We start from the raw sequence: 26,592 nt of genomic DNA, 5'->3' as shown, positions 1-26,592 counted from the left end.
CGGGAGTTGCCCGTGATCCGTTCCTCGTCCCTGACCCGCCGCGCCCCGGCGGTCCTCGCCGCGATCGCGCTGACCGCCGCCGGTCTCGTCGCCGCCAGCCCGGCGAGCGCCGCGCCCGACCACGACAAGGTGGTCTCCGCCGTCCCGTCCACGGCGTCGCCGGACATCGTGGACGGCACCGTGTTCGCCATCCACGACGCCGGCACGAAGATCATCGCGGCGGGCTCGTTCACCACGGTGCAGAATCGCAACTCGGACGTGGACATCACCCGTAACTACGTGCTGGCGTTCGACAAGGCCACCGGCGCGGTCGACACCGCCTTCGTGCCGGTCGTCGACAACGAGGTGAACGCGGTGGCGGCCGGCCCGACCGCCGGCACGGTCTACCTGGCCGGCAAGTTCAACACGGTCAACGGGGTGACCCGGCGCAAGGTCGCCCTGGTCGACATCGCCACCGGGGCCACCGTGACCAGCTTCGCCGGGCCGGCGTTCAACGGCCTCGTCGACGACGTCGCCCTGGTCGGCGACCGGCTGCTCGTCGGCGGCATCTTCACCACCGCCGGCAACGCCAACCCGCGCGGCGGCCTCGCCTCGCTCAACGCCACCACCGGCGCGCTGGACAGCTACCTGACCACCACGCTCACCGAGAACCACAACTACGACGGGGTGAGCGGGGCCAAGGCCGGCGTCGGCGCGGAGAAGCTCGCGCTCTCCCCGGACGGCACCCAGCTCGTCGTGATCGGCAACTTCAAGAAGGCCGACGGGGTCCTGCACGACCAGATCGTGCGGCTGGACCTCGGCGCGACCGCCGCGACCGTCGCCGACTGGAACACCAGCCGGTACACCCCGCGCTGCTCGTGGAAGGCGTTCGACTCGTACATGCGGGACGTGGCCTTCGCCCCGGACGGCAGCTACTTCGTGGTGGTCACCACCGGCGGCCAGTACAGCGGGTCGCTCTGCGACACGGCCGCCCGCTGGGAGGCCGCCGCGACCGGCGACGAACAGCAGCCCACCTGGGTCGACTACTCCGGCGGCGACACCTTCCTCTCGGTCGGCATCAGCGAGCAGGCCGTCTACGTCGGCGGGCACCTGCGCTGGCTCAACAACACCCTGGGCGGCGACAACGCGAAGGCCGGGGCCATCGGCCGGGCCAGCATCGCCGCCCTCGACCCGCGCAACGGGCTGCCGCTGTCGTGGAACCCGGGCCGGCACCCGCGCGGCTACGGCGTGGCCGAGATGCTCGTCACCCCGCAGGGCATCTGGCTGGGCTCCGACCAGTCCTGGATCGGCAACTTCCAGTACCGGCGGGAGCGGATCGCGTTCTTCCCGCTGACCGGCGGCAAGGCCCCGCACCCGACCACCACCGCCGGCCTGTCCGGCACGGTCTACCAGGCCGGCGTGCCGGTGCCGACGAACGTGCTGTACCGGGTCAACGCCGCCGGCCCCGCCGTCGCGTCGACCGACAACGGGCCGGACTGGAGCGCCGACACCGCCGACGCGCCCAGCCCGTACCACAACACCGGCAGCAGCGCCGCGAGCTACGGGGTCGTGCCCAACCTCGACGGGACCGTCCCGGCCGGCACCCCGGCCGCGCTCTACAGCACCGAGCGGTGGGACGGCACCGGCGCGCCGGAGATGCAGTGGGACTTCCCGGTGCCCGCCGGCACCGAGGTCACCGTCCGGCTCTACCTGGCCAACCGGTACGCCGGCACCGGCACCCCCGGCAAGCGGGTCTTCGACGTGACCCTGGACGGCACGCTCGTCCTGAACGACCTCGACCTCGCGGTCACGCCGGGGCACGACACCGGCACCACGCGGGCGTTCACGATCGTCAGCGACGGCACCGTCGACATCGACTTCGGGCACGTGGTGGAGAACCCGCTCGTCAACGCCATCGAGATCGTCAAGACCGGCCCGCCGCCCGCCGGCACCGGCGACGAGGTGCAGGCCCGCTCGTACGACGGGGCGACCACGGTCGGCGCGGCCACCCCGGTCGCCAACCCCGACGACACGGACTGGTCGGAGGCGAAGGGCGCGTTCTGGGTCGGCGGCACCCTGTTCTACGGGATGGACGGCGCGCTCCAGCGGCGCACCTTCGACGGGACGACCTTCGGCACGCCGAGCCTCGTCGACCCGTACCACGACGCCTACTGGGACACGGTGGAGACCGACTCCGGCCCGGCCGGGCAGACGTACGCCGGGGTCACCACCAGCTTCTACGCGGAGATCGCCAACGTCACCGGCATGCTCTACACCAACGGCCGGCTCTACTACACCCTCTCCGGCCAGAACGGGCTGTTCTGGCGCTGGTTCACCCCGGACAGCGGTGCGGTCGGCGCCGACAAGTTCACCGTCGCGGGGGTGACCGGGTTCGCCGACACCGCGTCGATCTTCCTCGCCGGCGGCACCCTCTACCGGGTCAGCCGCTCGACCGGCGCGCTGGCCTCCACCGCGTGGGCCGACGGCGTGCCCACCGGCGCGTTCACCACCGTCAGCGGCCCCGCCGTCGACGGGGTCAACTGGCGCGCCAAGGCCGTCTTCGTCGGCCCGTAGACCCCCGCCGCACCACGGGGGCACCCCGGCCCGGCTCCGCGTTCGCGCGGCGCCGGGCCGGTGCCCTTTCCGGGGTACGCGTCGACCGGGCCCCGCCGCGCGTCCCGGCGGAAACGGCGTTGCGGGGCGGCCGGTGGCGTGCCAGGATCGTCCCCGTCAGCCCGACGGCCGGAGGGAGGTGCGGTTGATGTCCACCACGACCAGTCCCGCGCCCCGCTCCACCCGCCGCTGACCTCTGTCGATCCCGCGGGGCGCCCACTCCACCACGGAGGCGACCGTGAGCGCACGGATCAGGAACATCAGCATCGACTGTCACGACACCTACGCCCTGGCCGGGTTCTGGGCGCAGGTGTTCGGCACCGGGCGGCAGCCCGACGACCACCCCGGCGACCCGGAGGCGATGGTGCTCACCGCCGACGGGGAGACCGTGCTGTTCCTCCAGGTGCCGGAGGGCAAGACGGTGAAGAACCGGGTCCACCTGTGCCTGGAGCCGGCCGACCGGTCCCGCGACGCCGAGGTCGAGCGGCTGCTTGCCCTCGGCGCGACCCAGGTCGACGACCGGCGGCGGCCGGACGGCACCGGCTGGGTGGTGCTCGCCGACCCGGAGGGCAACGAGTTCTGCGTGCTGCGCAGCGCCGCCGAGCGGGCCGCGTCGGCCTAGCCCCGGAAACGGGTCGGGCCCCCGCGCAGAGGCGCGGGGGCCCGACCCGCCTGCCCCGCCTCGCGCGGGGGCCGGGTCACACCCGGGCCGCCTCGCGTGAGGGGCCCGGGCGCCCGCCGGTCAGGAGCGCTGCTCGATCTGGCCGCGCATCGTGACGAACTCGGCCTCCGCCTCCTTGGCGGACTTGAAGAACACCACGATCATGCCGAGGCTGCCCCGGTCGGCCCAGACGCAGACGCCCAGCGGCATGCCCGCGGTCTTGCCGTCGCCGCAGCGCGCCTCGCCGCCGAGCGGGCCCGGCTCGGTGGGGGTCATCTCCTGGACGGTCAGCTCCGTCTTGAGGCCGGCGATCGCGTCGTCCAGCTCCTTCTTCGGGTCTGCCAGCACGCCCGACGCCGCGGCGACCATCACGAGGTCCTGCTTGGCGGCGTCGCCGTAGAACGCCCCGGCGGTGCTGGTCTCGTTCTGCACGTTCGACTTCATCTCGGCGACCAGCTCGTCCGCCAGCTTCGTCAGCTCCGGGTCGGTGACCTGCTTGCGGCCGGCGAGGGTGGCCGGGGCGGTGACCCGGGTGTTGGCGGCGTCGACCACGTCGCCGACCTCGTCCTTCACGGCGAACCAGGTGATCGCCGCGCCGCCGAGGCAGAGCACGAGCACCACGGCCAGGACGATGAGCACGATCTTGCCGGCCTTGGACTTCTTCGGCGGCAGCGGCGCGGCGGACGGCGCGCCGTACGGCTGGCCGGCCGGCGGCGGGTAGCCGCCCGGCTGCTGCGGGGCGGGCTGTTCCCCGTAGGGCTGCTGCGGATAGGGGTTGCCCGACGGCTGGGACATGTCGATTCAGCTCCAGTTGGTTGATCAGGAGCGGTGATCGTAGCCAGACCCACCGACAGCAGCCGACCCCGCCGGGGCGAAGGTGAGGTGAACGACGATCGCGGCGGCCGAGACGCCCACGAAAGGGACGTCCGGCCGCCGCGATCGCGGGGGAGCGGGAAGGATCAGGCGGGCAGGCTGGCCACGCCGGGCGGCAGGAACCGCCGGCCGGTCACCCGCTCGCTGGTGCCCGTCCGGTCCAGGTACGGCGTGACGCCGCCCAGGTGGAACGGCCACCCCGCGCCGAGGATCAGGCACAGGTCGATGTCCTGCGCCTCGGCGACGACGCCCTCGTCGAGCATCAGCCGCACCTCCTGCGCCAGCGCGTCGAGCGCGTTGCGCCGCACCTGCTCGGCGGTCAGCGGCTCGTCGCCGACGACCAGCAGCTTGGCGACGTCGGCGTTGATCTCGTCGTCGACCACGATCGGCTGGCCCGACTCGGCGATCCGGCGCAGGTTCTCGCTCACGGCGAACCGGTCCGGGAACGCGCCGTGCAGGGTGCCGCCCACGTGGTACGCCACGGCCGGGCCGACGAGCTGGAGCAGGGCGAGCGGGCGCATCGGCAGGCCCAGCGGGTCCAGCGCGGCGTTCGCCACGTCCAGCGGGGTGCCGGCGTCGACGGCGGCGAAGACGGTGCCGAGGAAGCGGGTGAGCAGGCGGTTGACCACGAACGCCGGGGCGTCGGACACCAGCACGCTCGACTTCTTGAGCTGCTTGCCGACCGCGAACGCGGTGGCGAGGGTGGCGTCGTCGGTGCGCTCGCCCCGGACGATCTCCAGCAGCGGCAGCACCGCGACCGGGTTGAAGAAGTGGAAGCCGACCACCCGCTCCGGGTGCTCCAGCTCGGCGGCCATCGCGGTGACCGACAGGCTGGACGTGTTCGTGGCGAGCACCGCCTCCGGGGAGACGATCTTCTCCAGCTCGGCCCAGACCTGCTTCTTGACGTCCAGGTCCTCGAACACGGCCTCGATGACGAAGTCGGCGTCGGCGAACGCGGCCTTGTCGACCGAGCCGCTGACCAGCCCGTACAGCTTGGCGGCCGTGCCCTTGTCCATCCGGCCCTTGGTGACGGCCTTCTCGATCTGGGTGTGCACGTAGCCCACACCCTTGTCGACGCGGCCCTGGTCGAGGTCGGTCAGGACGACCGGCACCTGGAGGCGGCGGGCGAACAGCAGCGCGAGCTGGCTGGCCATCAGGCCGGCGCCGACGATGCCCACCTTGTTCACCGGCCGGGCCAGGCCCCGGTCGGGCGCGCCGGCCGGCCGCTTGGCCCGCCGCTGCACCAGGTCGAACGCGTAGAGCCCGCTGCGCAGCTCCTCGGAGAAGATCAGGTCGGCGAGGGCCTCGTCCTCGGCGGCGGTGCCGGCCGCGAAGTCGGCGTCCTTCGCCGTCTCCAGCAGGTCCAGCGCCTTGTACGCGGCGGGGACCGCGCCGTGCAGCCGCGCATCGAGGGTCTGCCGGGCGAAGTAGAGCACGCCCGCCCACATGTCCCTGTCGACCTCGGGCCGGGTCACGGTGATCTCGCCGCGCACCACACCGGCCGCCCACTGCAGGGACCGTTCCAGGAAGTCGGCCGGCTCCAGCAGCACGTCGGCGATGCCCAGCTCGGCGGCCTGCTTCGGCTTGAGCATCTTGTTCTGCATCAGCGGGTTCTGCAGGATCACCTGGGTGGCGGCCGGGATGCCGATCAGGTTCGGCAGGAGCTGGGTGCCGCCCCAGCCGGGGATCAGGCCGAGCGAGACCTCCGGCAGCGCCAGGGCCGACGCCCCGCCGGACAGCGTCCGGTAGTGGCAGTGCAGCGCCAGCTCCAGGCCGCCGCCCATCGCCGCGCCGTTGACGAACGCGAACGTCGGAACCGTGCTGTCCTTCAGCCGGGCGAAGACCCGGTGGCCGAGCCGGCCGATCTCCAGGGCCTGCTCCCGGTCGGCGAGCTGCGGCAGGCTGGTGATGTCGGCGCCGACACAGAAGATGTACGGCTTGCCGGTGACCGCGACGAACGCCGGGTCCGCCGCGAGGGCGGCGGTGATCGCCTCGTCGAGGCTGGTCAGGCCGCCCGGGCCGAAGCTGTTCGGCTTGGTGTGGTCGAAGCCGTTGTCGAGGGTGATCAGGGCGGCCGGGCGGGCCAGCCCCGGCACGTTCACCTGGCGCAGCAGCGCCCGGGTGACCACCTCGTTCGGTGCGGCGAGCGCGCTCACTCGTTGCCCTCCTGTCCAGCCGGAACGGCGGAACCGGTCCAGTGCGGGTTCTCCCAGATGACCGTGCCGCCCATGCCGATGCCGATGCACATGGCGGTGAGGCCGTAGCGGACCTCGGGGTGCTCGGCGAACTGCCGGGCGAGCTGCGTCATCAGCCGCACCCCGGAGGACGCGAGCGGGTGACCGATGGCGATGGCGCCGCCCCACGGGTTGACCCGGGGGTCGTCGTCGGCGATGCCGAAGTGGTCGAGGAAGGCGAGCACCTGCACGGCGAACGCCTCGTTCAGCTCGAACAGGCCGATGTCGTCGATGCTCAGGCCGGCGATGCGCAGCGCCTTCTCCGTCGACGGGATCGGCCCGACGCCCATCACCTCGGGCTCGACACCGACGAAGCCGTACGACACCAGCCGCATGGCGACCGGGAGACCCAGCTCGCGGGCGGTGTCCTCGGCGGCGAGCAGGCTCGCGGTGGCCCCGTCGTTCAGGCCGGCCGCGTTGCCCGCGGTGACCTTGCCGTGCGGGCGGAACGGCGTCTTGAGGGTGGCGAGCTTCTCCAGCGACGTGTCGCGGGGCGCCTCGTCGACCGTGGCCAGACCCCAGCCGCCCTCGTCGTCGCGGATCGCCATCGACACCAGGTCGCCCTGGAGCTTGCCGTTGGCGTACGCCTTCGCGGTCTTCTGCTGCGAGGCGAGCGCGAACGCGTCCGTGCGCTCCTTGGTGATGTGCGGCACCCGGTCGTGCAGGTTCTCCGCCGTGGCCCCCATCACCAGGGCGGACGGGTCGACCAGCTTCTCCGCGACGATCCGCGGGTTGGGGTCGACGCCCTCGCCCATCGGGTGCCGGCCCATGTGCTCGACGCCGCCGGCGATCGCGATGTCGTACGCGCCCATGGCGATGCCGCCGGCCACGGTGGTGACGGCGGTCATCGCCCCGGCGCACATCCGGTCGATGGCGAAGCCCGGGACGGTCTTCGGCAGGCCGGCCAGCAGGGCGGCGGTGCGGCCGATGGTGAGGCCCTGGTCGCCGATCTGGGTGGTGGCGGCGATGGCGACCTCCTCGACCCGCTCCGGCGGCAGCTGCGGGTTGCGGCGCAGCAGCTCGCGGATGCAGCGGATCACCAGGTCGTCGGCGCGGGTGTTGGCGTACATGCCACCCGCCTTGCCGAACGGGGTGCGGACGCCGTCGACGAAGACGACATCGCGGACTTCACGGGGCACTTGAGCCTCCTTTTCGACCCTGACTCGGCCACGTCGCCGACCAGCGGCACCACGGACCGAACGAGGATCGCGGCACGGGCGTGGTCCCTCGGATGCTACTCGCCAGTAACCATCGTCGACACCACCCCCCGTGTGGCCCACCCCACACCGGCGCGGCGTCCGGCGCGGGGCGGCGACCGCCGCCGACCCCGCGACCGCCGCCAACCCACCGACCGGCCCCCGACCGACCCCGGCTGCCGGGTCAGGCCGCCGGGGCCGGACCCGCGAGCGCGGCGGTCAGGTCGGGCACCAGCAGCGCAAGCTGCCACTCGCGCGCCCCGAAGCCGCGCAGCGTCTCGGCGACCGTCGCCTCGGTCACCTCCTCCGGCGGGGTCCAGGCGAGCCGGCGGATCGAATCCGGGGCGATCAGGTTCTCCGGCGGCAGGGCGTGCTCGCCCGCGATCCGGACCACCACCTCCCGGCACCGGGCCAGCCGGCCCGCCGCCACCGGGTCCCGCTCCGCCCAGCGGTGCGGCGGGGGCGGCCCCTCCACCACCGGGGTCACCGGCAGCGCGTCGTCGGGCAACTGCCGGGCGTCGTCCAGCGCCGCCAGCCAGGTGCGGGCCAGTCGACGCACCGACCGGCCGCCGAAGCCCGGCAGGGTCAGCAGCGCCTTCTCGTCCTTCGGGTCCAACTCGGCGGCCGCCACGATCGCCGAGTCCGGCAGGACCCGGCCCGGCGCGGCGTCCCGGCGGGCGGCGATCTGGTCGCGGGCGTACCAGAGGGCCCGGATCCGCGCCTGGGCACGCGCCCCGCGCACCCGGTGGATGCCGGAGGTGCGCCGCCACGGCTCCGCCCGGACCCGGGGCGGGCGGTCGACGCTGCGCACCAGCGCGGCGAACTCCTCCGCCGCCCACGCCGACTTGCCCTGGCGGGCCAGCTCCGCGTCGAGCACGTCACGCAGGTCGGTCAGCATCTCCACGTCCAGCGCGGCGTACGTGAGCCACGACTCCGGCAGCGGCCGGCTCGACCAGTCCGCCGCCGAGTGGTGCTTCTCCAGGCTGAAGCCGAGTAGCTGCTCGGTCAGCGCGGCCAGCCCGACCCGCTCGAATCCCGCCAGCCGGGCGGCCAGTTCCGTGTCGAACAGCCGGCGCGGGCGCAGCCCCACCTCGGCCAGGCAGGTCAGGTCCTGGCTGGCGGCGTGCAGCACCCACTCGGCGTCGGCGATGGCCAGGTCCAGGCTGCTCAGGTCGGGCAGCGGCAGCGGGTCGATCAGCGCGGTGCCGGCCCCCGCCCGGCGCAACTGCACCAGGTATGCCCGCTGGCTGTAGCGGTAGCCCGAGGCGCGTTCGGCGTCCAGGGCGACCGGGCCGGTGCCGGCGGCGAAGCGGGCCACGACCTCGGCCAGCCCGGCCTCGGTTGTCACCGGCTCGGGTGTCCCCTCGCGGGGGGCGGTCAGGGGCACGGGCCCGTCGACGGTCGGTTCGGGCCCCGCGTCCACCGGCTCCGGCGCGGCCGACGGCGGTTGGTGCGGCTCGTTTCCCGTACGGCTTTCGGCGGCCCGACGGCGCAGGGGTGGTTCGTCGGTCACCTGACAACCCTAGTGCGCGCGGCGATCCGGCGCGCGCAGCCGGGTGCGGTGTGTGTCGGCGTCGCGCGGTGTGGGTCGGCGTCGGCTACTTGACCCGGCATGCCAGGGTCGGACATCGGGGAAGACAAAGCGCGGCGGCGCGGGTACGTTCCTTCGGGCCGCCGCCCGGGACGGAACCGGCGTCGGCGGGCACCAGGGCGGCGACGGGGAGGACGTGACGATGACGACGGCTGGGTACGGTGCGACGGGCCCGGGACAGGGGCCCGGCGACGGCTCGGGCGGGAGTTGGGCCGCCCCGGCGCGACCCGCCGAGCCGCCGGTGGGCGAGCCGCCCGCCACCGCGACCCCGGCCGGCGACACCCGTCCCGGCCCGCTGCCGCCCCGCATGGACCCGCCCCGGCTCGACCCGCACCGCGGCAGCGCCGCCGTCTATCCGCAGGCCGCAGGCTCCTACCCGCAGGCAGCAGGCTCCTACCCGCAGGCCGGAGGCGGCCACCCGCCCGCCGGTCAGGCCGCGTCGCCCGGTCACTGGCCCGGCTCGTCGCCCCCGCCCGCCCAGCCCGCCGCGCCCGGCCAGTGGTCCGGTCCCGCGCCCGCCGGCTGGCCCGCACCGCAGCAGCCACCCGCCGCCGGCCAGCAGTCGTCCGCCCCCGGCCAGCAGCCCCCGGCCGGGTACGCTGCCGCGCCGCCGTCGCCCGTGGTCCCCGGCCCGGCGTACCCGCACGGCGGGACGGCCCCGGCCCCCGGGCCGGCCTGGCCCGCGTCCGCCCCCACCGGCGGGGCCACCCCGCGGCCCCGGGGCAGGGCGCTGACGTTCGTCGCGTTCGGGCTCGCCCTGGTCCTGGCCGTGGTGAGCGGCGTGCAGGCGTACCAGATCAGTCGGCTCTCCGACCGGCTGGCCGACACCGACCAGCGGCTGGCCACCGCGCAGAGCGGCGACGGCGCCCGGCTCGACGGCCTGGAGCAGCGGGCGCAGGCCCTGGAGAAGCAGGCCGGGGCGCAGTTCAACCCGGAGGCGGTGGCCAGCGCCGTCCTGCCCAGCGTCTTCCGGGTCCGGGCCGGGCAGTTCACCGGCACCGCCTTCGCGGTCGGCAAGCCCGACACCGGCGGCGGCACCAACCTGTTCACCAACTTCCACGTGGTCGAGTCGGTCTGGGTCGGCGGCGGCCGGGAGGTCTTCCTCGAACGCACCGACCAGCGCTACCCGGCCACCATCGTCAAGGTCGACGAGGTCAACGACATCGCCCAGCTGCGCACCACCAGCAAGTTCACCGGGCTGGTGACGGCGTCCGCCGCGGTCAAGCCCGGCCAGCAGATCGTCGTCGTCGGCGCGCCGCTCGGCCTGCAGGACAGCGTCACCACCGGCGTGGTCAGCGCCTTCCGTGAGGCAGGCCAGGGCTCGGGCCCGGTCATCCAGTTCGACGCGCCGATCAACCCCGGCAACTCCGGTGGCCCGGTCATCAACGGCCAGAAGCAGGTGGTGGGCATCGCCACCGCCAAGGCCCGCGACGCCGAGGGCATCGGCCTCGCCGTACCCATCAAGGTCGCCTGCGACGGCTTCCGGATCTGCTGACTTCGGCCGCTCCGCGCCGTCCGTCCCGTACCAGCCGGTTCGTCGCGGCCCCGGCCACGGGCCGCCCCACCTGGAGGAAGAGAAGAATGTCGCAGCCACCGACCGGGCCGGGGAGCCAGCCGCCGTATCCGCCGCCGGGCGGCCCCGGCCAGCCCGTGCCCCCGCAGTACGACCCGACGGGCCAGCCGGCGGAGCCCACCCGGCCGTTCGCCCCGGGTCAGTACGGGACGCCGCAGCCGGCGGCGGAGCCGACCCAGCAGTTCGCCCCGGTCCAGCAGGGCGTGCCGCAGCCGCAGCCGACGCAGCCGTTCACCGCGCCGGTGTCGACGCCGCCCGTTCCCGGTGCCGGATACCCGCCGGTGTCGATGCCACCGGTCTCGGGTGCCGGATACCCGCCGGTTTCCGGTGCCGGGCACCCGCCGGTTTCCGGGCCGGGGCAGCCGTCGCCAGCGTTCGGCCAGCCGATGTCGGTGCCGCCCGCCTCGGGCCCGGCCTTCGGCCAGCCGATGTCCGGCCCGCCGGGAGCGATGCCGCCCTACGGCCAGCCGGGCGCGACGCCGTCCTACGGCCCGCCCGGCACGACGCCGCCCTACGGTGCCCCGGCACCGGCCGCCAACCGGGGCGGGCGCAAGGTGCTGGTCCTGGCCGTGGTGGCCGGGCTGCTCTTCGTCCTCGGCGGTGTGATGACCGGCCTCTACGTGACCAAGAGCAGCGAGCTGGACCGCACCGAGAAGCGGCTGACCGGCCAGGTCAGCGAGCGGGACGGCACGATCGCGGCGAACAAGACCGAGATCGAGAAGCTCAAGACCGACCTGCAGGCCGTGCGGGACAAGCTCTCCAACACCGAGCAGGACCTCACCGGCACCCGGAACGACCGGGACGAGCAGGCCCGGCAGAAGAAGGTCATCGCCACCTGCCTGGACAAGCTCACCAGTGCGTTGACGGCCGCGGCGGCGAACAACAAGGCCGCGTACGACAAGGCCACCGAGGGCATGAACAAGGTCTGCGACGAGGCCGAGAACTACCTCTGACGTCGCGCAGGTAGGAAGTCCCCGACCCCGCCCCGCCCACGCCACCACGGGCGGGCGGGGCTGCGCCGGGCCCGGCACCTGGGGATCTTGGAGCGAACGGCCCCTCCAGGGGCCGAAATCTTCCAAGATCTGAGGCGCGCGTCGTGCGGTGGGTGTCGTGCGGTGGGTCAGGCGGCGCCGGCCGGGCGGCGCTCCGGCAGGGCGGTCACCCCGGGCGGGGGGAGGCCCGCCGTCGAGGCGAGCAGGGTGCACCAGGCCATCAGGTGCGGGGTCAGGTCCTCGCCGAGCGGGGTCCACGAGGCCCGGATCTCGATGTCGCCGGCGGCCGGCGGCCCGGCGAGGTCGCCGAACCGGGTCGACATGGTCTGGGTGATCGTGCCCCCGATGGCCCGATGCGGGGCGTCCTGCGCGTCCAGCGCGTCGGTCAGCCAGGTCCAGCCCACCCCGGGCAGCAGCGGGTCGGCGGCGAGGTCGATCTCCAGCTCCGCCGTGACGTAGGTGACCAGCCGCAGGGTGCCCTGCCACGCCTCGTGCCCGGCGGGGTCGTGCAACAGGATCAGCCGCCCCGTGGCCACCTCGTCGTCGTCGCGCAGCACCGTCGCGGAGAGCGCGAAGGCGTACGGCGCGAGGCGTTGCGGCGCGCCGACCTCCTCCAGGACGATCTCCGATCGGGGCGCGGCCGACCGCAGCCCGGCGACCGCGCGGGCAAAGGTCTCCGGGAGCGCGATCGGGGGGGCCATGCCGGCAGCCTATGCCGCCCGCCGCCCGGCCGACGGAACGGCACGCCGACGGCCTGCGGCGGCGGCCCTCGCGGGTGCCGCGGACGGTGGATGGTGAGAGGGGCACCCTTCTCTACCGGATGCGTTAACAGGGGGCCCTTCCTTACACGTCACAAAAGGCGGCGGGGGTGGGGGAGGGGGTCCGGGGGCGTGGCACGATAGCCGCGATGAGCACCGAGACGACGGGCACCGCCGCCCGAGACGGAGAACCCCGCCGCACCGGGACGGGCGGGTCGCCGTTCGTCCGGGCCTGCCGACGCGAGCCCGGCCCGCACACCCCGGTCTGGTTCATGCGCCAGGCCGGCCGCTCCCTCCCCGAATACCGCGAGATCCGCAAGAACGTGGGGATGCTGGAGTCCTGCCGCCGCCCCGAGCTGGTCGCCGAGATCACCCTCCAGCCGGTACGCCGGCACGGGGTCGACGCGGCGATCCTGTTCAGCGACATCGTGGTGCCGGTGGCCGCCGCCGGGGTGGAGCTGGACATCGTCGCGGGCACCGGGCCGGTGGTCGCCGAGCCGGTGCGCACCCTCGCCGACGTCGAGCGGATCCGGCCCATCACCCGCGCCGACGTCTCCTACGTCGACGAGGCGGTGCGGCTGCTCGTCGCCGAGCTGGGCGACACCCCGCTGATCGGCTTTGCCGGCGCCCCGTTCACGCTGGCCAGCTACCTGGTCGAGGGCGGGCCGTCGCGGACCCACGCGAAGACCAAGGCCCTGATGTACGGCGAGCCGGAGCTGTGGCACGCCCTGTGCGCCCGGCTGGCCGAGGTGACGCTGGCGTTCCTGCGGGTGCAGGTCGAGGCCGGGGTGTCGGCGGTGCAGCTGTTCGACTCGTGGGCCGGGGCGCTGTCCGAGGCCGACTACCGGCGCTATGTGCTGCCGCACTCGACGAAGGTGCTGGCCGGGCTGGCCGACGCGGGGGTGCCCCGGATCCACTTCGGGGTGGGCACCGCCGAGCTGCTGCCCGCCATGGCCGAGGCCGGCGCGGACGTGGTCGGCGTCGACTGGCGTACGCCGCTGGACGTCGCGTCCCGCCGGATCGGCGCGGACAAGGCCGTGCAGGGCAACCTCGACCCGTGCGTGCTGTTCGCCCCGTGGCCGGTGGTCGAGGCGGAGGTGCGGCGCATTCTCGCCGAGGGGCGGGCGACCCCCGGCCACGTGTTCAACCTCGGTCACGGCGTCCTGCCGGAGACCGATCCGGATGTGCTGACCCGGGTGGTCGCGCTGGTGCACGAGGTGTCCGCGCGCCCGGGCGAGTAGCAGAGGGGGCGACCGTGCGGCAGCCGTGGCGGGTGGCGATCGTCGGGGGCGGGGTCACCGGGCTGGCCGCCGCCGTCCGGCTGGCCGACCGGGCCCCGGCCGGCACCGAGGTCACCGTGTACGAGCAGTCCGGCGTGCTCGGCGGGAAGCTGCGCACGGGCGAGCTGGCCGGCGGTCCGGTGGAGTTCGGCGCGGAGTCGTTCCTGATGCGGGACCCGGCCGGCGGCGAGTCCGCCGCCGTGACTTTGATCCGCCGGCTCGGCCTGGCCGGCGACATCGTGCACCCGAGCGTCGGGCAGGCCGCCCTGGCCGTCGACGGGGGGCTGCGCCCGATCCCGGGCGGGACGCTGGTGGGCGTACCCGGGGATCTGGCGAAGGTGGCGGCGGTGGCCGAGCCCGCTGCGGACGCCGACCGCGACGAGGGCCGGCCGCTGCTGGCCCCCGGCGCGGACGTCTCCGTCGGGGCGCTGGTGCGGGCCCGGTTCGGCGACGCGGTGGCCGACCGGCTGGTGGACCCGATGCTCGGCGGCGTCTACGCCGGCCGGGCCGACGACCTGTCCCTGGCCACCACGATGCCGGCGCTGGCCCGCGCGGCCCGGGTGGCGCACACCCTCGTCGGCGCGGTCCGGGTGGCGCAGGCCGCCGCTCCGCGCGCCCCCGGCGAACCGGTCTTCGGCACCCTGGCCGGCGGGCTGAGCCGGCTCGTCGAGGCCGCCGCGGCGGCCGGCGGGGCGACGATCCGCCGCGACGCGGCCGTGCGGGAGCTGACCCGGACGGCGACCGGCTGGCGGCTGACCGTCGGCCCCACCCGCGACCCGGAGCTGGTCGACGCGGACGCGGTGCTCCTCGCCGTCCCGGCGCGCCCGGCGGCCCGCCTGCTGGCCGGCGTCGCCGACCTGGCCCCCGAGGCCGTCGCGACCGTCGGCGCCCTGGACTACGCCAGCGTCGCGCTGGTCACCCTCGCGCTGCCCCGCCCGGAGCTGCCGGCGCTGTCCGGGTTCCTGGTGCCGGCCACCGAGGGGCTGCTGGTCAAGGCGTCGACGTTCTTCACCACCAAGTGGGGGCACCTGGCCCGGCCGGACGGGCTGGCGCTGGTGCGTGCCTCCGTGGGCCGCTACGGCGAGGAGGCGTCCCTCCAGGTCACCGACGATGACCTGGTGGAGGCGGTGCACCGGGAGCTGTCGAAGGTGCTCGGCACGCCGCTGCCCGCCCCGATGGCCAGCCACGTGCAGCGGTGGGGCGGGGCGCTGCCGCAGTACACCCCGGGGCACCTGGACCGGGTGGCCGCCGTGCGGGCGGCGCTGCGCGGCGCGCACCCCACGCTGGCCCTGGCCGGCGCCGGCTACGACGGCGTCGGCATCCCGGTCTGCGTCCGCTCCGGCGAGACGGCGGCCGAGGAGATCATCACGGCACTGGGAGGATCGGCATGACCGAGCAGACCAACGCGGCGCGGCTGCGGGAGCTCAACGAGAGCATCCGCTACACGATGTGGTCGGTGTACCGGGCGACGAGCCCGCTGCCGTCGCTGCGGGAGAACGTCACCGGCGAGGTCGAGGCGCTCTTCGCGGAGCTGGCCGGCAAGGACGTGACGGTGCGCGGCACGTACGACGTCGCCGGGCTGCGCGCCGACGCCGACCTGATGATCTGGTGGCACGCCGCGACCAGCGACGCGCTCCAGGACGCGTACCTGCGGTTCCGCCGCACCACCCTGGGCCGGGCGCTGACCCCGGTGTGGTCGCAGCTGGCGCTGCACCGGCCGGCGGAGTTCAACAAGAGCCACATCCCGGCGTTCCTGGCCGGCGAACAGGCGCGGGCGTACCTGTGCGTCTACCCGTTCGTCCGCTCCTACGAGTGGTACCTGCTGCCCGACGCCGAGCGGCGGGAGCTGCTGGCCGAGCACGGGAAGATGGCCCGGGGGTACCCGGACGTGCGGGCCAACACGGTGGCCTCGTTCGCCCTCGGCGACTACGAGTGGATGCTCGCCTTCGAGGCCGACGAGCTGCACCGCATCGTGGACCTGATGCGTGACCTGCGGGCCTCGGGTGCGCGCCGGCACGTCCGGGAGGAGGTCCCGTTCTACACGGGCCGCCGCCGCGCGATCGCCGACATCGTCACCTGCCTCCCGTGAGGGGCTAGGCGCAAGGAAGGGCCCCCTGTTAACGCAGAACGTTGTACAGGGGGCCCTTCTTGACACGCGCCGCCGCGTCGGGCGGGCGTCGTGCCGCCGGCCGTCAGACGGTCGGCGTGCAGGTCGGGGTCGGCGCGGTGTTGGTGCCGGACGAGGAGGCGACGAACCCGAACGAGGTCTTCCCCCCGGCGGCCAGCGACCCGTTGTAGGCCACGTTGCGCGCGGTCACCGTGGACCCGCTGGTGGTCACCGTCGAGCTCCAGTAGGAGCTGACCTGCTGGCCGTTGGCCCAGGTCCAGGTCACCGTCCAGCCCTTGATCGCCGACGAGCCGGCGATCACGTCGATCTCGGCCTGGAACCCGCCGTTCCAGGAGGAGACGGGCCGGTAGGTCGCCGTGCAGCCCCCGGTCGCCGGCGGGGTCGTCGGCGGCGGCGTGGTGGGGGGAGGGGTGGTCGGCGGCGGCGTGGTGGGCGGGGTCGTGGTGGGCGGGGTGGTCGGGCCGCCCCCGCCGAAGTCCACGTCGCTGCACAGGTAGTACGACTGGTCGAGGTGGCTGGCCTGCCAGATCGTGTAGACGATGTGCCGCCCGGTGCGCCCCGGCGCGTTGGCCGGCACCTGGATCGACACGCCCGACGCCTCCTTCTTCCACTGGGACGCCGGCGTGTTGCCGATCTGGCCGGCCAGTTCCAGGTCGCTCCAGCCCAGCGGCTTGTTCAGCGCGTCGAAGCCCTGCTTGGTCACGTACACCCGGATGTAGTCCGCGCCGTGACTGGCCTGGTCGTTGAGCTGGATGCGGAAGCTGTTGGAGATCGAGGTGGTCTTCCACGCGCCGATCGTGTCCAGCGAGTTGTACTGGCCGCTCTGGGTGTGGCCGGCGCTGCACAGCTGGCCGTCGGGGATGGCGGCCTGGTGGTTGCCGGCGACGCCCTCCCGGAACAGGCCCATCCAGTTCCACATGGCCTGCGGGTCGGCCTGGAAGGCCTGCCAGCACATCGGGTCCTGGGTGGCCATGGCGGGGTTCATGTGGTCGGCGCCCCAGCGCTGCCAGCAGCCGTAGTTGCGGGATGCCGGGTCGACGACGGAGCCGTGGGCGGACGCGGGGTTCGCCAGGGCGGTGGTGAGCAGCATGGCGGCGGCGGTGCCGACGGCGAGCAGCCAGGCTGCCAGGCGCGGCGTGGAACGCCGACGCGCGAGGGTGGACAATGGAGCCTCCGGGTTGAGGGGTCGACTGTGACGACGCCCGGATCTCGGGAGTTGCCCCTCCCGTGCCGGTTCGAGTTGCTCCCGTGGCGGCTCTGCTGCGAGATTCCCACACCCATAGGGATGTGTCAATTTGCGGCGCCCTCCGGGGCGTCGGGGCGGGCGGGGCGCCGGCGCATCGGGGTGTGCGGGATGCCGTCCTCGACGTACTCCGGCCCGCTGACGGCGAAGCCGTGCCGGGCGTAGAAGCCGACCAGGTGGGACTGCGCCTCCAGCACGCACGGCCGGTCGCCCACCGCGGCCAGCGCCTCGGTCATCAGCCGCCCGGCGTGGCCGCCGCCCCGGGCCCCCGGCGCCACCACGACCCGCCCGATCCGCGCCAGGCCGCCGGGGTCGGCCAGGATCCGCAGGTACGCCACGACGCCGCCGTAGCTGTCGGCCCCGCCGTCGTTCCCGTCTCCTGTGCCGTCGCCCTCGTTCTCGGCGTCGCCCCCGGCTGCACTGTCGACGTCGCCCTCGGTCCGCCCGCCACCGTCAGCGGCACGGGTCAGCCACACGTGCCGGGTGCCCGGCTCGACGTCCCGGCCGTCGAGCTCCGGGTACGGGCACCGCTGCTCCACCACGAACACGTCGACGCGCAGTCGGAGCAGGTCGTGGAGGGTGCGGGCGTCCAGCTGGGTGAAGGAGGCGATCCGGGCCTCGACCGTCTGCGGCGACACCCGCCGATGCTAGGCCGCCCGCCCTCGGCGCAAGGAAGGGCCCCTTGTTAACGCATTCTGTAGAGCAAGGGCCCCTTATTAACACCCGTGTTAATAAGGGGCCCTTCCTTGCGATTCAGCGGGGGCGGGCACCGACGGCGTCGCGGATCTCCGCGCCCCGGTCGCCCTCCTCCTGCCGGGCGCAGTGGCCGCAGCAGAAGAAGCGCCCCGACACCTCGACCCCGTGGCCCACGATCTTGACCTGGCAGTGTTCGCAGATCGGGGCCAGCCGGTGCGCCGCGCACTCGAAGCAGTCGAAGGTGTGCACGTCGCCGCTGACCGTGCGCACCTCGAACGCCATCCAGTAGTCGTTGCCGCAGACCTCGCACGTCGCCATCGCCGAACCCCCGTAGCCGAAAGGACAGATGTCCCCCCAGCGTGCGACAACGGCCCGAACCGGGCGGCCGAAACGACCGAAACCGGGCCGCCCAGGCGGCGTGTCGGGGTCGGCGTGTCCAGCGTTGTGCCTGGTGAAAGCCTCGACCCCCGGAGGACGACGTGATCAAGCGCAGCAGGCTCTTCGGCAACCAGACCCGGGTCACCTTCTGCCTGCCCCGCGAGGCGCCGGCCGGCCCGGTGAGCGTGGTCGGCTCCTTCAACGACTGGGAGCCGGGCCGCCACGAACTGGTCGCCCGGCGCGACGGCACCCGTACGGTGACCGTCCGGCTCCGGCCCGGGGCGTACCGGTTCCGCTATCTCGCCACCGGCGGGATCTGGCTCGACGACGAGTCGGCCGACGGGGTCGACGAGCAGGGCAGCGTGCTGCTCGTCTGACGTGGCGCGCGCCGTCGGGCGGAACCGGACCGCCGCCCGTCAGCCCTGGGCCGGCTCCAGCCGGATCGAGATCGAATTGACGCAGTGCCGGGTGTCCTTCGGGGTGAAGCCCTCGCCCCGGAAGACGTGCCCGAGGTGGCTGTCGCAGCGGGCGCAGCGGATCTCCGTACGCCGCATGCCGTGGCTGTCGTCCTCGATCTCCTTCACCGCGCCCGGGATCGCGTCGTCGAAGCTGGGCCAGCCGCAGTGCGAGTCGAACTTGGTGTCGCTGGGATAGAGCTGCGCCCCGCAGGCGCGGCAGCGGTAGACGCCGGGGGTCTTGGTGTCCACGTACTCGCCGGTCCACGGGCGCTCGGTGCCCGCCTCACGCAGCACCCGGAACTCCTCCGGGCTGAGCCGGACCCGCCACTCGTCCTCGGTGCGGGGCAGTTCGTTCTCGTCAAGACTCACCCCGCAACGGTACGTCGGCTGTCGGTGCCGTGGCATATGGTCGCCAGATGGCAGGCACCGCGAAGGCCCCGGCCGCCGAGGTCGAGGTGGCCGGGCACACCATACGGCTGAGCAGCCCGGACCGGGTGATCTTCCCGGAGCGGGGCTTCACCAAGGCGGACGTCTTCGGCTACTACCTGGCGGTCGGCGACGGCATCATGCGCGCCCTGCGGGACCGCCCGACCACGCTGCAACGCTTTCCCGACGGCATCGGCGGGGAGGCGTTCTTCCAGAAGCGGGTGCCGGCCCGGGGCGTGCCGCCGTGGCTGACCACCGCCCGGATCACCTTCCCCAGTGGCCGGACGGCCGACGAGCTGTGCCCGGCCGACCTCGCCCACGTGGCGTGGGCGGCCCAGATGGGCACCGTCGTGTTCCACCCCTGGCCGGTGCGTGCCGGCCACGTCGACCACCCCGACGAGCTGCGCGTCGACCTCGACCCGCAGCCCGGCACCGACTTCGCCGACGCGGTCGCCGCCGCCACCGAGCTGCGGGCCCTGCTCGACGAGCTGGGCGCGACCGGCTGGCCGAAGACGTCCGGGGGCCGGGGCGTGCACGTCTACCTGCGCATCGCGCCCCGGTGGACGTTCACCGAGGTGCGCCGGGCCACCATCGCGCTGGCCCGGGAGCTGGAGCGCCGCCGCCCCGACCTGGTCACCACCGCCTGGTGGAAGGAGGAGCGGGGCGAGCGGGTCTTCGTCGACTACAACCAGATGGCCCGGGACCGCACGATCGCCTGCGCGTACTCGCTGCGGGCCAACGCCCGGGCCACCGTGTCCACCCCGGTCACCTGGGACGAGCTGCCCGACGTCGACCCCGACGACCTGCACCTGGGCAGCGTCCCGGCCCGGTTGGCGCAGCGGGGCGACCCGCACGCCGGCATCGACGACGCGGCGTGGGACATCACCCCGCTGCTGGAGTGGGCCGACCGGGACGCGGCGGCGGGGCAGGGCGACCTGCCGTACCCGCCGGACCACCCGAAGATGCCCGGCGAGCCCAAGCGGGTCCAGCCGTCGAAGGACCGCGACCGGCCCCGCTGACCGCGGGCAGAGCTGACGTACGCGGAATCAGCTGATCGGGCCCATCATCGCCTCGACGGCCTCCTTCGCCGTGCGCAGGTCCGCGCCCGTCGCCTCCCGGTACGCCTTGATCGCCTGGATCTTCTGGCCCCGGGCCAGATACTCGCGGACCCCGGGCGGCTCCGGCCGCCGGTCGACCACCCCGAGGTGGTCCATCACGAGCTGGAGGCGGCGATCGATCTCGGCCAGCCGGGCCTCCGTGACCCGGTCCCGCCGGGGGCCGGCGAGCTGGCCGCCCAGCAGCAGCACGACGCCGATCGTCAGCACGATGAGGGCGATCTCCATGCCAGCCATCCAAGCAGGCCGCCGCCAGGCCCGCCCCCCGGGGCAGGACCGGGCGGCCGGTGAGCGCCGGGCCATAACGGTCGGATAACGGGCGCGAACCTTTCCGTACCCGCAGTGGGTCTCTGTGTCCGTCGGCTCCGCGGGGGGCCCGGGGAGGCGGCGCGATGGTGCTGGTGTGGAGGCGGGCGTGGGCCGCCCGGGGGCTGTTGTCGGCCGCGTTGGTGGCGGCCCTGGTGGCGGTCGCCCTCGTCACCGGGCTGGCCGACTACAGCCGGCGGGCCGTCGACGCGGGAGCGCGGGCGGTGCTCGCCGCGTCGCCCGCCCAGGAACGCAGCCTGCTGGTCAGCGGCTCGGGCGGCCCCGACCGGGCCGCCTTCGCCGCCCGGGACCGGGCGGTCCGCGACCGCTTCGCCGCCGGGCTCGGCGGGGCGGCGGTGGCGGTGCGAGGGGCCCGCTACGGCACCGGGCGGGAGCTGACCGGTGACCTCGGCGCCGCGCGGGCCGGCGACGACCCGGTGTTCGCCGAGCTGACCACCCTGGAGGACCTGGCCGGGCACGCCGAGCTGGTGGCGGGGCGGCAGCCCACGGGCGGGGCCGTGCCGACGCAGGTGCTCCTGCCGGAGCGGGTCGCCGCGGTGCTCGGCCTCGCCGTCGGCGAGCGGGTGCCGCTGCGCGACCGGGCCACCGAGCGCGCCGGCGAGGTCGAGGTGGTCGGCCTGTTCCGGCCCCGGGACCCCACCGGGTCGTACTGGCGACTCGCGCCGGGCGCCGTCGCGGCCGGCTCCGAGACGTCGTACGGGCCGTTCCTGCTCGACCCCGCCGACTTCGACCGGACGTTCCCCGGCACCACCTCGGCGGCCTGGCTGGTCGAGCCCGACCTGGCGGCGGTCGGGCCGAGCCGGCTGGACGCCGTGCGCCGCGCCGTCGCCACGGAGGTCGCCGACCTGCCCGGGGCGACCGGCCTCGGCTCCTCCGCCCAGACCGTCACCACCATGGACCGGCTGATCGACCGGCTGACCCGCGCCGACCTGGTGGGCCGGTCGTCGCTGCTCACCCCGCTGCTGCTCGTCCTCGTCCTCGGCGGGTACGCGCTGGTCCTGGTGGCGGCCCTGCTCAACGAGGACCGTCGGGGGCAGACGGCGCTGCTGCGCGCCCGGGGCGCGGCGAGGAGGCAGATCGCCGGGCTGGCCGTGCGGGAGGCCGCCCTGGTGGTCCTGCCGGCCGCGCTGCTCGGCCCCCCGCTCGCCGCCGAGGCCCTGCGTCGGATCGGCCGCGACCAGGGCTGGTCGGAGCTGACCGCCCGCGGCGGCACGACCCTCACCTGGGCGGTCGCCTCCGCCGCGGCGGCCGGCTGCCTGGTGGCCATGGCGCTGCCGGCGCTGCGCCGCGCCGGCACGTACGTCGCCGACCTGGCGGCCCGGTCCCGGCCGGGCCGGGGCGCGGCGGCCCAGCGGATCGGCGTCGACCTGGCCCTGGTCGGCCTGGCCCTGCTGGCCTGGACGCAGCTGCGGCGGTACTCGTCGCCGCTGGCCGGCGCCGACGGCCGGCTCGGCGTCGACCCGTTGCTGGTGGCGGCGCCCACGCTGGGGGTGCTCGCCGGTGCCGTCGTCGCGCTGCGCCTGCTGCCGCCGGCGGCCCGGCTCGCCGAACGGTTCGTCGACCGCCGGCCGTGGCTGGCCGCGACGCTGGGCATGTGGCAGGCGGGCCGCCGGCCGCACGCCGGCCCGGTGCTGCTGCTCGCGCTCGCCGTGGGCGGCAGCACCCTGGCCTGGTCGTTGGTGACCACGGGGGAACGGTCGCACCTCGACCAGGCGGACTTCACCGTCGGGGCCGACCTGCGGCTGGTCGAGCGGTCCGGGGCCGCGCCGGCCGAGCGGGCCGGCCGCCTCGCCGCCGTGCCCGGCGTGGACCGGGCGGTGCCGGCCTGGCGCGACGACATCCGGGTGGGCCGCGAGGACCTGCCGGTGAGCGTGCTGAGCCTCGACGCGGCGGCGGCGCCCGACGTGGTCCGGCTCGACGAGCGGCTCGCCGGCGAGCCGCCCCGGGCGCTCTTCGACCGGCAGGTGCGCGGCCGGGCCGCCCCCCTCGGCGTCGAGCTGCCCGCCGCCGCCCGCCGGCTCGCCGGCACGGTCGCCACCCCGGTGACCGATGCCGCCAGGCCGCACCCGGTGCGGGTGTCCGCCCTGCTCACCACCGCCGACGGCGGCGCGTGGAAGCTGCCCCTGGCCAGCGCGGGCAGCGACGGACGGCCCGTGCCGGTGGCCGTGGACCTGCCGGACAACGGCGGCCGGGCCTACCGGCTGGCCGGATTCGACGTCGACGCCGGGCCGGCGATCGGCTCCGGCTACGGGCTGGAGGTGACCGGGCTGCGCACGGTGGACGCGGGCGGCGCGACCAGCCCGGTGCCGCTGGCCGGCGACTGGGTGCCCCGGCTGGACGACCCGGAGAGCGCGGAGCCGGCCCGGTTCGCCGACGGCGTGCTGCGCGCCGGCCGGAAGGTGGCGCGCGTCGCGGGCGGCCGGTTCGCGACGCAGCCGACCAGCCGCTTCGCGGTGGTGCCGGCCGGCGCGGGCGCACCGGTCCCGGCGCTGATCACGCCGCAGGTGGCCCGGGCGCTGAGCGTGGGCCGGGGCGACACGATGGACGTCGTCCTCTCCGGGGTGACGCTCACCGTCGAGGTGGTCGGGGAGGTCGACGCGGTGCCGGCCAGCGGTGGGGCGGCCGGCGGCATGCTGCTGGACCTGCCGGCGGCCACGGACTGGCTGCTGCGGGCCACGGGCACCGTCCGGCCGGTCTCGGAGTGGTGGATCCGCACCGGGACCGGCGGGTCCGCGGAGGCGGCGCGGGCGGCGGCCGACCTGCCGGGGGTGACCGTGCTGGACCGGCGGGCGGCGGCGGTGGAGGCCGGCCGCGACCCGTACTGGCTCGGCACGCGCACGGGGCTGCTCGCGGCGGCGGCGGGTTCCGTCCTGCTCGCCCTGGTCGGGCTGGGCGTGGACGTCTGGGCCACCGCGCGCCGACGGATCGGCGAGCTCGCGGTCCTGCACACCCTGGGCGCCCCGGTGCGGCTGCTCGCCCGCGCCCTGCTCACCGAGCAGACCTTCCTGGCCGGCATCGGCGTCGGCGTCGGGTTGCTGGTCGGTGCCGGGGTGGGCGCCACCATGGCCCCGCTGGTGGTGCTCACCCGGTCGGCGGACCGGCCGGTGCCGGAGGCGGCCTTCGCGCTGCCCTGGCTGCCCGTCGCCGGCACCGCCCTCGGCCTGCTGCTCGCGGCGCTCGCGTTCAGCACGGCGATCGCCTCCGGCGTCCGTCAACGCGTCGCGGCGGCCCAACTACGGATCGGCGGAGAGCGATGACCAGGGGTGGGACCGAGGGGCCTCGGCCGGCGGTGTCCGGCGGCGTGGCCGCGCTGGCGGGGGTCGTTCGCCGGGTGCGGGCGTTCGCCGGGCAGTTCGTCCTGCTGGGGGTGCTGGCGCTGGTGGCCGCGCTGCTGGTGACCGGCGTTCCGCGTACCGCCGACCGGCTCGCCGAGCAGGGGCTGCGGGAACACGTCGCCGAGCGGCCGGCCGCCGAGCGGGACCTCACCCTCACCGCCGCCGAGCTGCCGGCCGGTGGGGGCGGGGTCGTCGCGCCGGTCACCGCGACCCGGGGCCGGGAACTCGACACGCTCCAGGCGGGCCTGCCCGGGGCCGTCCGGGAGGCGGTGCAGAGCCGGTGGTTCCTCGCGGAGACCGCCTTCGGTCGGCTGACCGGCCCCGACCTCGCGGCGAAGAACTATCTCGTCGTCACCCGGCTCCGCGCGGCACCCGGCGTCACCGGGGCGGCCACCCTGACCGAGGGACGCTGGCCGGCGGAGGCGGTGGGCGCGGGGCAGCCCGTCGAGGTCGCGCTGGCCGACGACACGGCCCGCAAGCTGAACCTCCGCGCGGGCAGTCGGCTGCGGTTCAGCGGTGCCGGCGCCGAGCCGGTGCCGCTGCTCGTGGTGGGCGTCTTCGAGCCGGCGCGCAGCGCCGACGGCATCTGGAACACCCTGCCGTCGGCGCTGCGGGTGACCGAGCCGGCCGGCGACGAGGAGCCGTACGAGATGGTGGCGCTGACCAGCGACGCGGGCCTGGACGCGGCGATCGCGACCGGCGTGCCGGTCCGGTTCTCCTGGCGCTACCGCCTCGGCGACCTGGGCGTGGCCGACCTGGGTGCCGTCATCGACGGCGTGCGGCGGCTGGAGCGCACGCCCCCGGCCGGGCTGAGCGTCACCCAGGCCGTGGACGTCCCGTTGCGGCAGTTCCTCGACGCGGTCTCCGCGGCCCGGACGCTGCTCGCGGTGATCGCCGCCGGGATGTTCGCCACCGTGGCGGGGCTGATCGTGCTCGCGGCCCGGCTGGCGGCTCGCCGCCGGGAGGCCGAGTTCGCCCTGCTGGTGGCCCGGGGCGGCGCACCGACCAGCGGGGCGCGGCGCAGCCTCGCCGAGTCGGCACTGGTGGTGCCGCCGGCCGCGGCGCTCGGCTGGCTGCTCGGCCGGCTGCTGCCCGGCTCCACGGCGGGGACGGCGGGGACCGACTGGCTGGTCCTCGTCGCGGCGGCGCTGGCCACCCTGGCCCTGCCCCTGGCGACGCTGGGCTCCTCGGCCCTGCCGGGCGGCCGACGCGACCTGTCCGGCCGCCGCGCCGGTGGCCGCCGGCTGACCCTCGAACTCCTCGTCGTCGCCCTCGCCGTGCTGGCCACCTTCCTGATCCGCCGCCGGGGCCTCAGCCCCGGCTCGGTCGATCCGCTGCTGGTCTCGGTGCCGGTGCTGCTGGCCGTCGCCGCCGCGGTGCTCGTGCTGCGGCTCTACCCCTGGCCGCTGCGGCTGCTGGGCCGCGTCGCGGCCCGCATGCGCGGCAGCGTGACGTTCCTCGGGGTGGCCGGGGCGAGCCGGTCGGCCGCCACCGGGCCGGTGGTGGTCGTCGTGGTCGCGGTCGCCACGGCCGCGTTCTGCGGGGTCGTGGCGGGCGGCATCGAGGCCGGCCGGGACCGGACGGCCACCACGGCCGTGCCGGCGTCGGCGCTGGTCGACGGGGAACGGCTCGCCCCGGACACGGGTACGGCCCTGCAACGGTTGCCCGGCGTGCGGCGCAGCACCCCGGTGCTGCGGGAGGGCGCGCTGCGCGTCGCCGACGCCCGGGGCGTCGACGCGGGTCTCGCCGCCGTCACCGTGCTGCTGGTCGACGGGCCGGGCCTGGCCGAGACGGCGCGCGACGCCGGAGTGGACGTGTCGGTGCCGCCGGTGCTGCGGGCGGGCCGGTCGCCGGGGCCGGCGCCCGCGCTCGTCTCCCCGGGGCTCGCCGCCGAGCTGGCCCGCGCGGGCCTCGACGGGACGGCCCTGGTGACCCTGCAGGGGTACGCCCAGCCGTTCCGGGTGGCCGCCACGGCCGAGGGCTTCCCGCTGGTCCCGCCCGACGTCGACCGGTTCGTGGTGCTGCCCTGGCAGGCGCTGCCCGAGCCGGTGTCGGCCGGCCTGGGCACGCCTGGTCCGGTGTCGTCCGGGCCGGGCGCCCCCGGTTCGGGCGTGTCCGGCCCGGTGCCGACGGCGTTCCTGGTCTCCGGCGACGGGTTCGACGTCGAGGCGCTGCGGCGGGCGGGCGACGAGGGCCAGCGCCGCTACCAGACCGGCGGCAGCTTCGCGGCGGGGGAGCGCCCGCGCGGCGCCGAGGTGACCACCTGGCGGGGCGCCCGCCAGCAGCTCGGCGGCGGCGGCGCGAACGGCCTGCTCGTCTTCGGGTTCGCCGCGGGCGCGGCCGGGGGTGCCGCGTTCGGTCTGCTGGCGGTCGCCTTCGCGGTGCTGGCCGGTGCGCGGACGCGGGCGCAGGTGCTGTCCCGGCTGCGCACCCTCGGCCTGTCCCGCCGGCAGTGGCGGGGGCTGCTGCTGGTGGAGCTGACGCCCCTGGTCGCCGCCGCGCTGCTCACCGGCGCGCTCACGGGGGCGCTGCTGCCCCTGCTGCTCACCCCGGCGCTCGGGCTGGCCGCGTTCACCGGCGGCGAGCCGGTCCGGGTCGCGTTCTCGCCCGGGCTGGTCGGGGCCGTCCTGGCGGCCGGCGCGGTGGCGCTGGCCCTCGCGGTGACCGTGGAGACGGTGAACAACCGCCGCATGCGCCTCGGCGAGGTGCTCCGGCTCGGCGAGGGGAGCTGACCGT

Annotated in this window: 21 protein-coding genes; 11 read left to right on the top strand and 10 right to left on the bottom strand. The window is 75.5% G+C overall.

From position 1 onward, the window contains the following. The first annotated feature begins 12 nt into the window (after positions 1-12). On the top strand, positions 13-2,553 hold the full coding sequence (locus GA0070558_RS34825) for a malectin domain-containing carbohydrate-binding protein (protein ID WP_091277269.1): 2,541 nt from the start codon (positions 13-15) through the stop codon (positions 2,551-2,553). Between the two features lie 277 nt (positions 2,554-2,830). Continuing rightward, positions 2,831-3,214 carry a VOC family protein gene (locus tag GA0070558_RS07750; RefSeq protein WP_091277267.1) on the top strand — a complete coding sequence of 128 codons (384 nt, stop codon included), beginning with the start codon at positions 2,831-2,833 and terminating at the stop codon, positions 3,212-3,214. A 120-nt stretch (positions 3,215-3,334) separates the two neighbouring features. Here GA0070558_RS07750 and GA0070558_RS07745 read toward each other — a convergent pair whose 3' ends face one another. The 4 genes from GA0070558_RS07745 to GA0070558_RS07730 form a co-directional block, all read right to left on the bottom strand. Then, positions 3,335-4,048 carry a hypothetical protein gene (locus GA0070558_RS07745; RefSeq protein WP_091277265.1) on the bottom strand — a complete coding sequence of 238 codons (714 nt, stop codon included), beginning with the start codon at positions 4,046-4,048 and terminating at the stop codon, positions 3,335-3,337. Positions 4,049-4,212: 164 nt separating this feature from the next. Next, complete coding sequence (locus GA0070558_RS07740) at positions 4,213-6,282, bottom strand: 3-hydroxyacyl-CoA dehydrogenase NAD-binding domain-containing protein (protein ID WP_091277263.1); 2,070 nt, start codon at positions 6,280-6,282, stop codon at positions 4,213-4,215. After that, entirely contained in the window at positions 6,279-7,499 is a 1,221-nt protein-coding gene (locus tag GA0070558_RS07735; RefSeq protein WP_091277261.1) for a thiolase family protein, read from the bottom strand. The genes GA0070558_RS07740 and GA0070558_RS07735 overlap by 4 nt, the downstream gene beginning before the upstream one ends. A gap of 241 nt (positions 7,500-7,740) precedes the next feature. Beyond that, positions 7,741-9,069 carry a ribonuclease D gene (locus GA0070558_RS07730; RefSeq protein ID WP_091277259.1) on the bottom strand — a complete coding sequence of 443 codons (1,329 nt, stop codon included), beginning with the start codon at positions 9,067-9,069 and terminating at the stop codon, positions 7,741-7,743. Positions 9,070-9,289: 220 nt separating this feature from the next. On the opposite strand from GA0070558_RS07730, the gene GA0070558_RS07725 reads away from it, so the two are divergent. Together GA0070558_RS07725 and GA0070558_RS07720 are read left to right on the top strand one after the other, a co-directional pair. Then, the gene (locus GA0070558_RS07725) at positions 9,290-10,642 is read left to right on the top strand and encodes a S1C family serine protease (RefSeq protein ID WP_439709573.1); all 1,353 of its coding nucleotides are present in this window, start codon (positions 9,290-9,292) and stop codon (positions 10,640-10,642) included. Positions 10,643-10,728: 86 nt separating this feature from the next. Continuing rightward, positions 10,729-11,673 carry a hypothetical protein gene (locus tag GA0070558_RS07720; RefSeq protein WP_091277257.1) on the top strand — a complete coding sequence of 315 codons (945 nt, stop codon included), beginning with the start codon at positions 10,729-10,731 and terminating at the stop codon, positions 11,671-11,673. 167 nt (positions 11,674-11,840) lie between these two features. Here the strand turns inward: GA0070558_RS07720 and GA0070558_RS07715 are convergent, their stop codons facing one another. After that, positions 11,841-12,413, bottom strand: coding sequence for a DUF3000 domain-containing protein (locus GA0070558_RS07715; RefSeq protein WP_091277255.1), 573 nt, complete (start codon positions 12,411-12,413; stop codon positions 11,841-11,843). Positions 12,414-12,619: 206 nt separating this feature from the next. Here GA0070558_RS07715 and hemE point away from each other — a divergent pair, with 206 nt between their 5' ends. From hemE to hemQ, 3 genes are read left to right on the top strand one after another with little or no spacing between them, the layout of a single operon-like run. After that, a complete protein-coding gene (gene hemE / locus GA0070558_RS07710) occupies positions 12,620-13,711 on the top strand; it encodes a uroporphyrinogen decarboxylase (RefSeq protein ID WP_091277253.1) in 1,092 nt (363 codons plus the stop codon). 14 nt (positions 13,712-13,725) lie between these two features. Beyond that, positions 13,726-15,141: a protoporphyrinogen oxidase gene (hemG, locus tag GA0070558_RS07705; protein ID WP_091277252.1), complete on the top strand. Its 1,416-nt coding sequence runs from the start codon at positions 13,726-13,728 to the stop codon at positions 15,139-15,141. Continuing rightward, positions 15,138-15,839 carry a hydrogen peroxide-dependent heme synthase gene (hemQ, locus tag GA0070558_RS07700; RefSeq protein ID WP_091277251.1) on the top strand — a complete coding sequence of 234 codons (702 nt, stop codon included), beginning with the start codon at positions 15,138-15,140 and terminating at the stop codon, positions 15,837-15,839. Before hemG ends, hemQ begins: the two co-directional genes overlap by 4 nt. Before the next feature lie 103 nt (positions 15,840-15,942). Here hemQ and GA0070558_RS07695 read toward each other — a convergent pair whose 3' ends face one another. The 3 genes from GA0070558_RS07695 to GA0070558_RS07680 form a co-directional block, all read right to left on the bottom strand. After that, complete coding sequence (locus GA0070558_RS07695) at positions 15,943-16,968, bottom strand: lytic polysaccharide monooxygenase auxiliary activity family 9 protein (RefSeq protein ID WP_439709577.1); 1,026 nt, start codon at positions 16,966-16,968, stop codon at positions 15,943-15,945. A 200-nt stretch (positions 16,969-17,168) separates the two neighbouring features. Then, positions 17,169-17,759, bottom strand: a complete 591-nt coding sequence (locus GA0070558_RS34945) for a GNAT family N-acetyltransferase (RefSeq protein ID WP_369523371.1) — start codon at positions 17,757-17,759, stop codon at positions 17,169-17,171. Between the two features lie 115 nt (positions 17,760-17,874). Next, positions 17,875-18,135 carry a metallothionein gene (locus tag GA0070558_RS07680; RefSeq protein WP_043962543.1) on the bottom strand — a complete coding sequence of 87 codons (261 nt, stop codon included), beginning with the start codon at positions 18,133-18,135 and terminating at the stop codon, positions 17,875-17,877. 161 nt (positions 18,136-18,296) lie between these two features. On the opposite strand from GA0070558_RS07680, the gene GA0070558_RS07675 reads away from it, so the two are divergent. Next, the gene (locus tag GA0070558_RS07675; RefSeq protein WP_077936819.1) at positions 18,297-18,572 is read left to right on the top strand and encodes an isoamylase early set domain-containing protein; all 276 of its coding nucleotides are present in this window, start codon (positions 18,297-18,299) and stop codon (positions 18,570-18,572) included. 39 nt (positions 18,573-18,611) lie between these two features. On the opposite strand, the gene msrB is transcribed toward GA0070558_RS07675, so the two are convergent. Continuing rightward, positions 18,612-19,022 (bottom strand): peptide-methionine (R)-S-oxide reductase MsrB, encoded by a 411-nt coding sequence (msrB, locus tag GA0070558_RS07670; RefSeq protein ID WP_077936820.1) that lies wholly within the window; start codon positions 19,020-19,022, stop codon positions 18,612-18,614. Positions 19,023-19,069: 47 nt separating this feature from the next. On the opposite strand from msrB, the gene ligD reads away from it, so the two are divergent. Beyond that, positions 19,070-20,098: a non-homologous end-joining DNA ligase gene (ligD, locus tag GA0070558_RS07665; protein WP_091277246.1), complete on the top strand. Its 1,029-nt coding sequence runs from the start codon at positions 19,070-19,072 to the stop codon at positions 20,096-20,098. Between the two features lie 27 nt (positions 20,099-20,125). Here the strand turns inward: ligD and GA0070558_RS07660 are convergent, their stop codons facing one another. Then, positions 20,126-20,422 (bottom strand): hypothetical protein, encoded by a 297-nt coding sequence (locus tag GA0070558_RS07660; protein WP_077936822.1) that lies wholly within the window; start codon positions 20,420-20,422, stop codon positions 20,126-20,128. A gap of 164 nt (positions 20,423-20,586) precedes the next feature. On the opposite strand from GA0070558_RS07660, the gene GA0070558_RS07655 reads away from it, so the two are divergent. After that, a complete protein-coding gene (locus tag GA0070558_RS07655; RefSeq protein ID WP_091277244.1) occupies positions 20,587-23,778 on the top strand; it encodes an FtsX-like permease family protein in 3,192 nt (1,063 codons plus the stop codon). Next, a complete protein-coding gene (locus GA0070558_RS07650; protein ID WP_091277241.1) occupies positions 23,775-26,588 on the top strand; it encodes an FtsX-like permease family protein in 2,814 nt (937 codons plus the stop codon). The genes GA0070558_RS07655 and GA0070558_RS07650 overlap by 4 nt, the downstream gene beginning before the upstream one ends. Positions 26,589-26,592: the final 4 nt, after the last annotated feature.

The organism is Micromonospora haikouensis (assembly GCF_900091595.1).
GTDB lineage: Bacteria > Actinomycetota > Actinomycetes > Mycobacteriales > Micromonosporaceae > Micromonospora > Micromonospora haikouensis.
The sequence above is the reverse complement of the archived record's forward strand: the minus strand, read 5'-3'. Positions and strand labels throughout refer to the sequence as shown.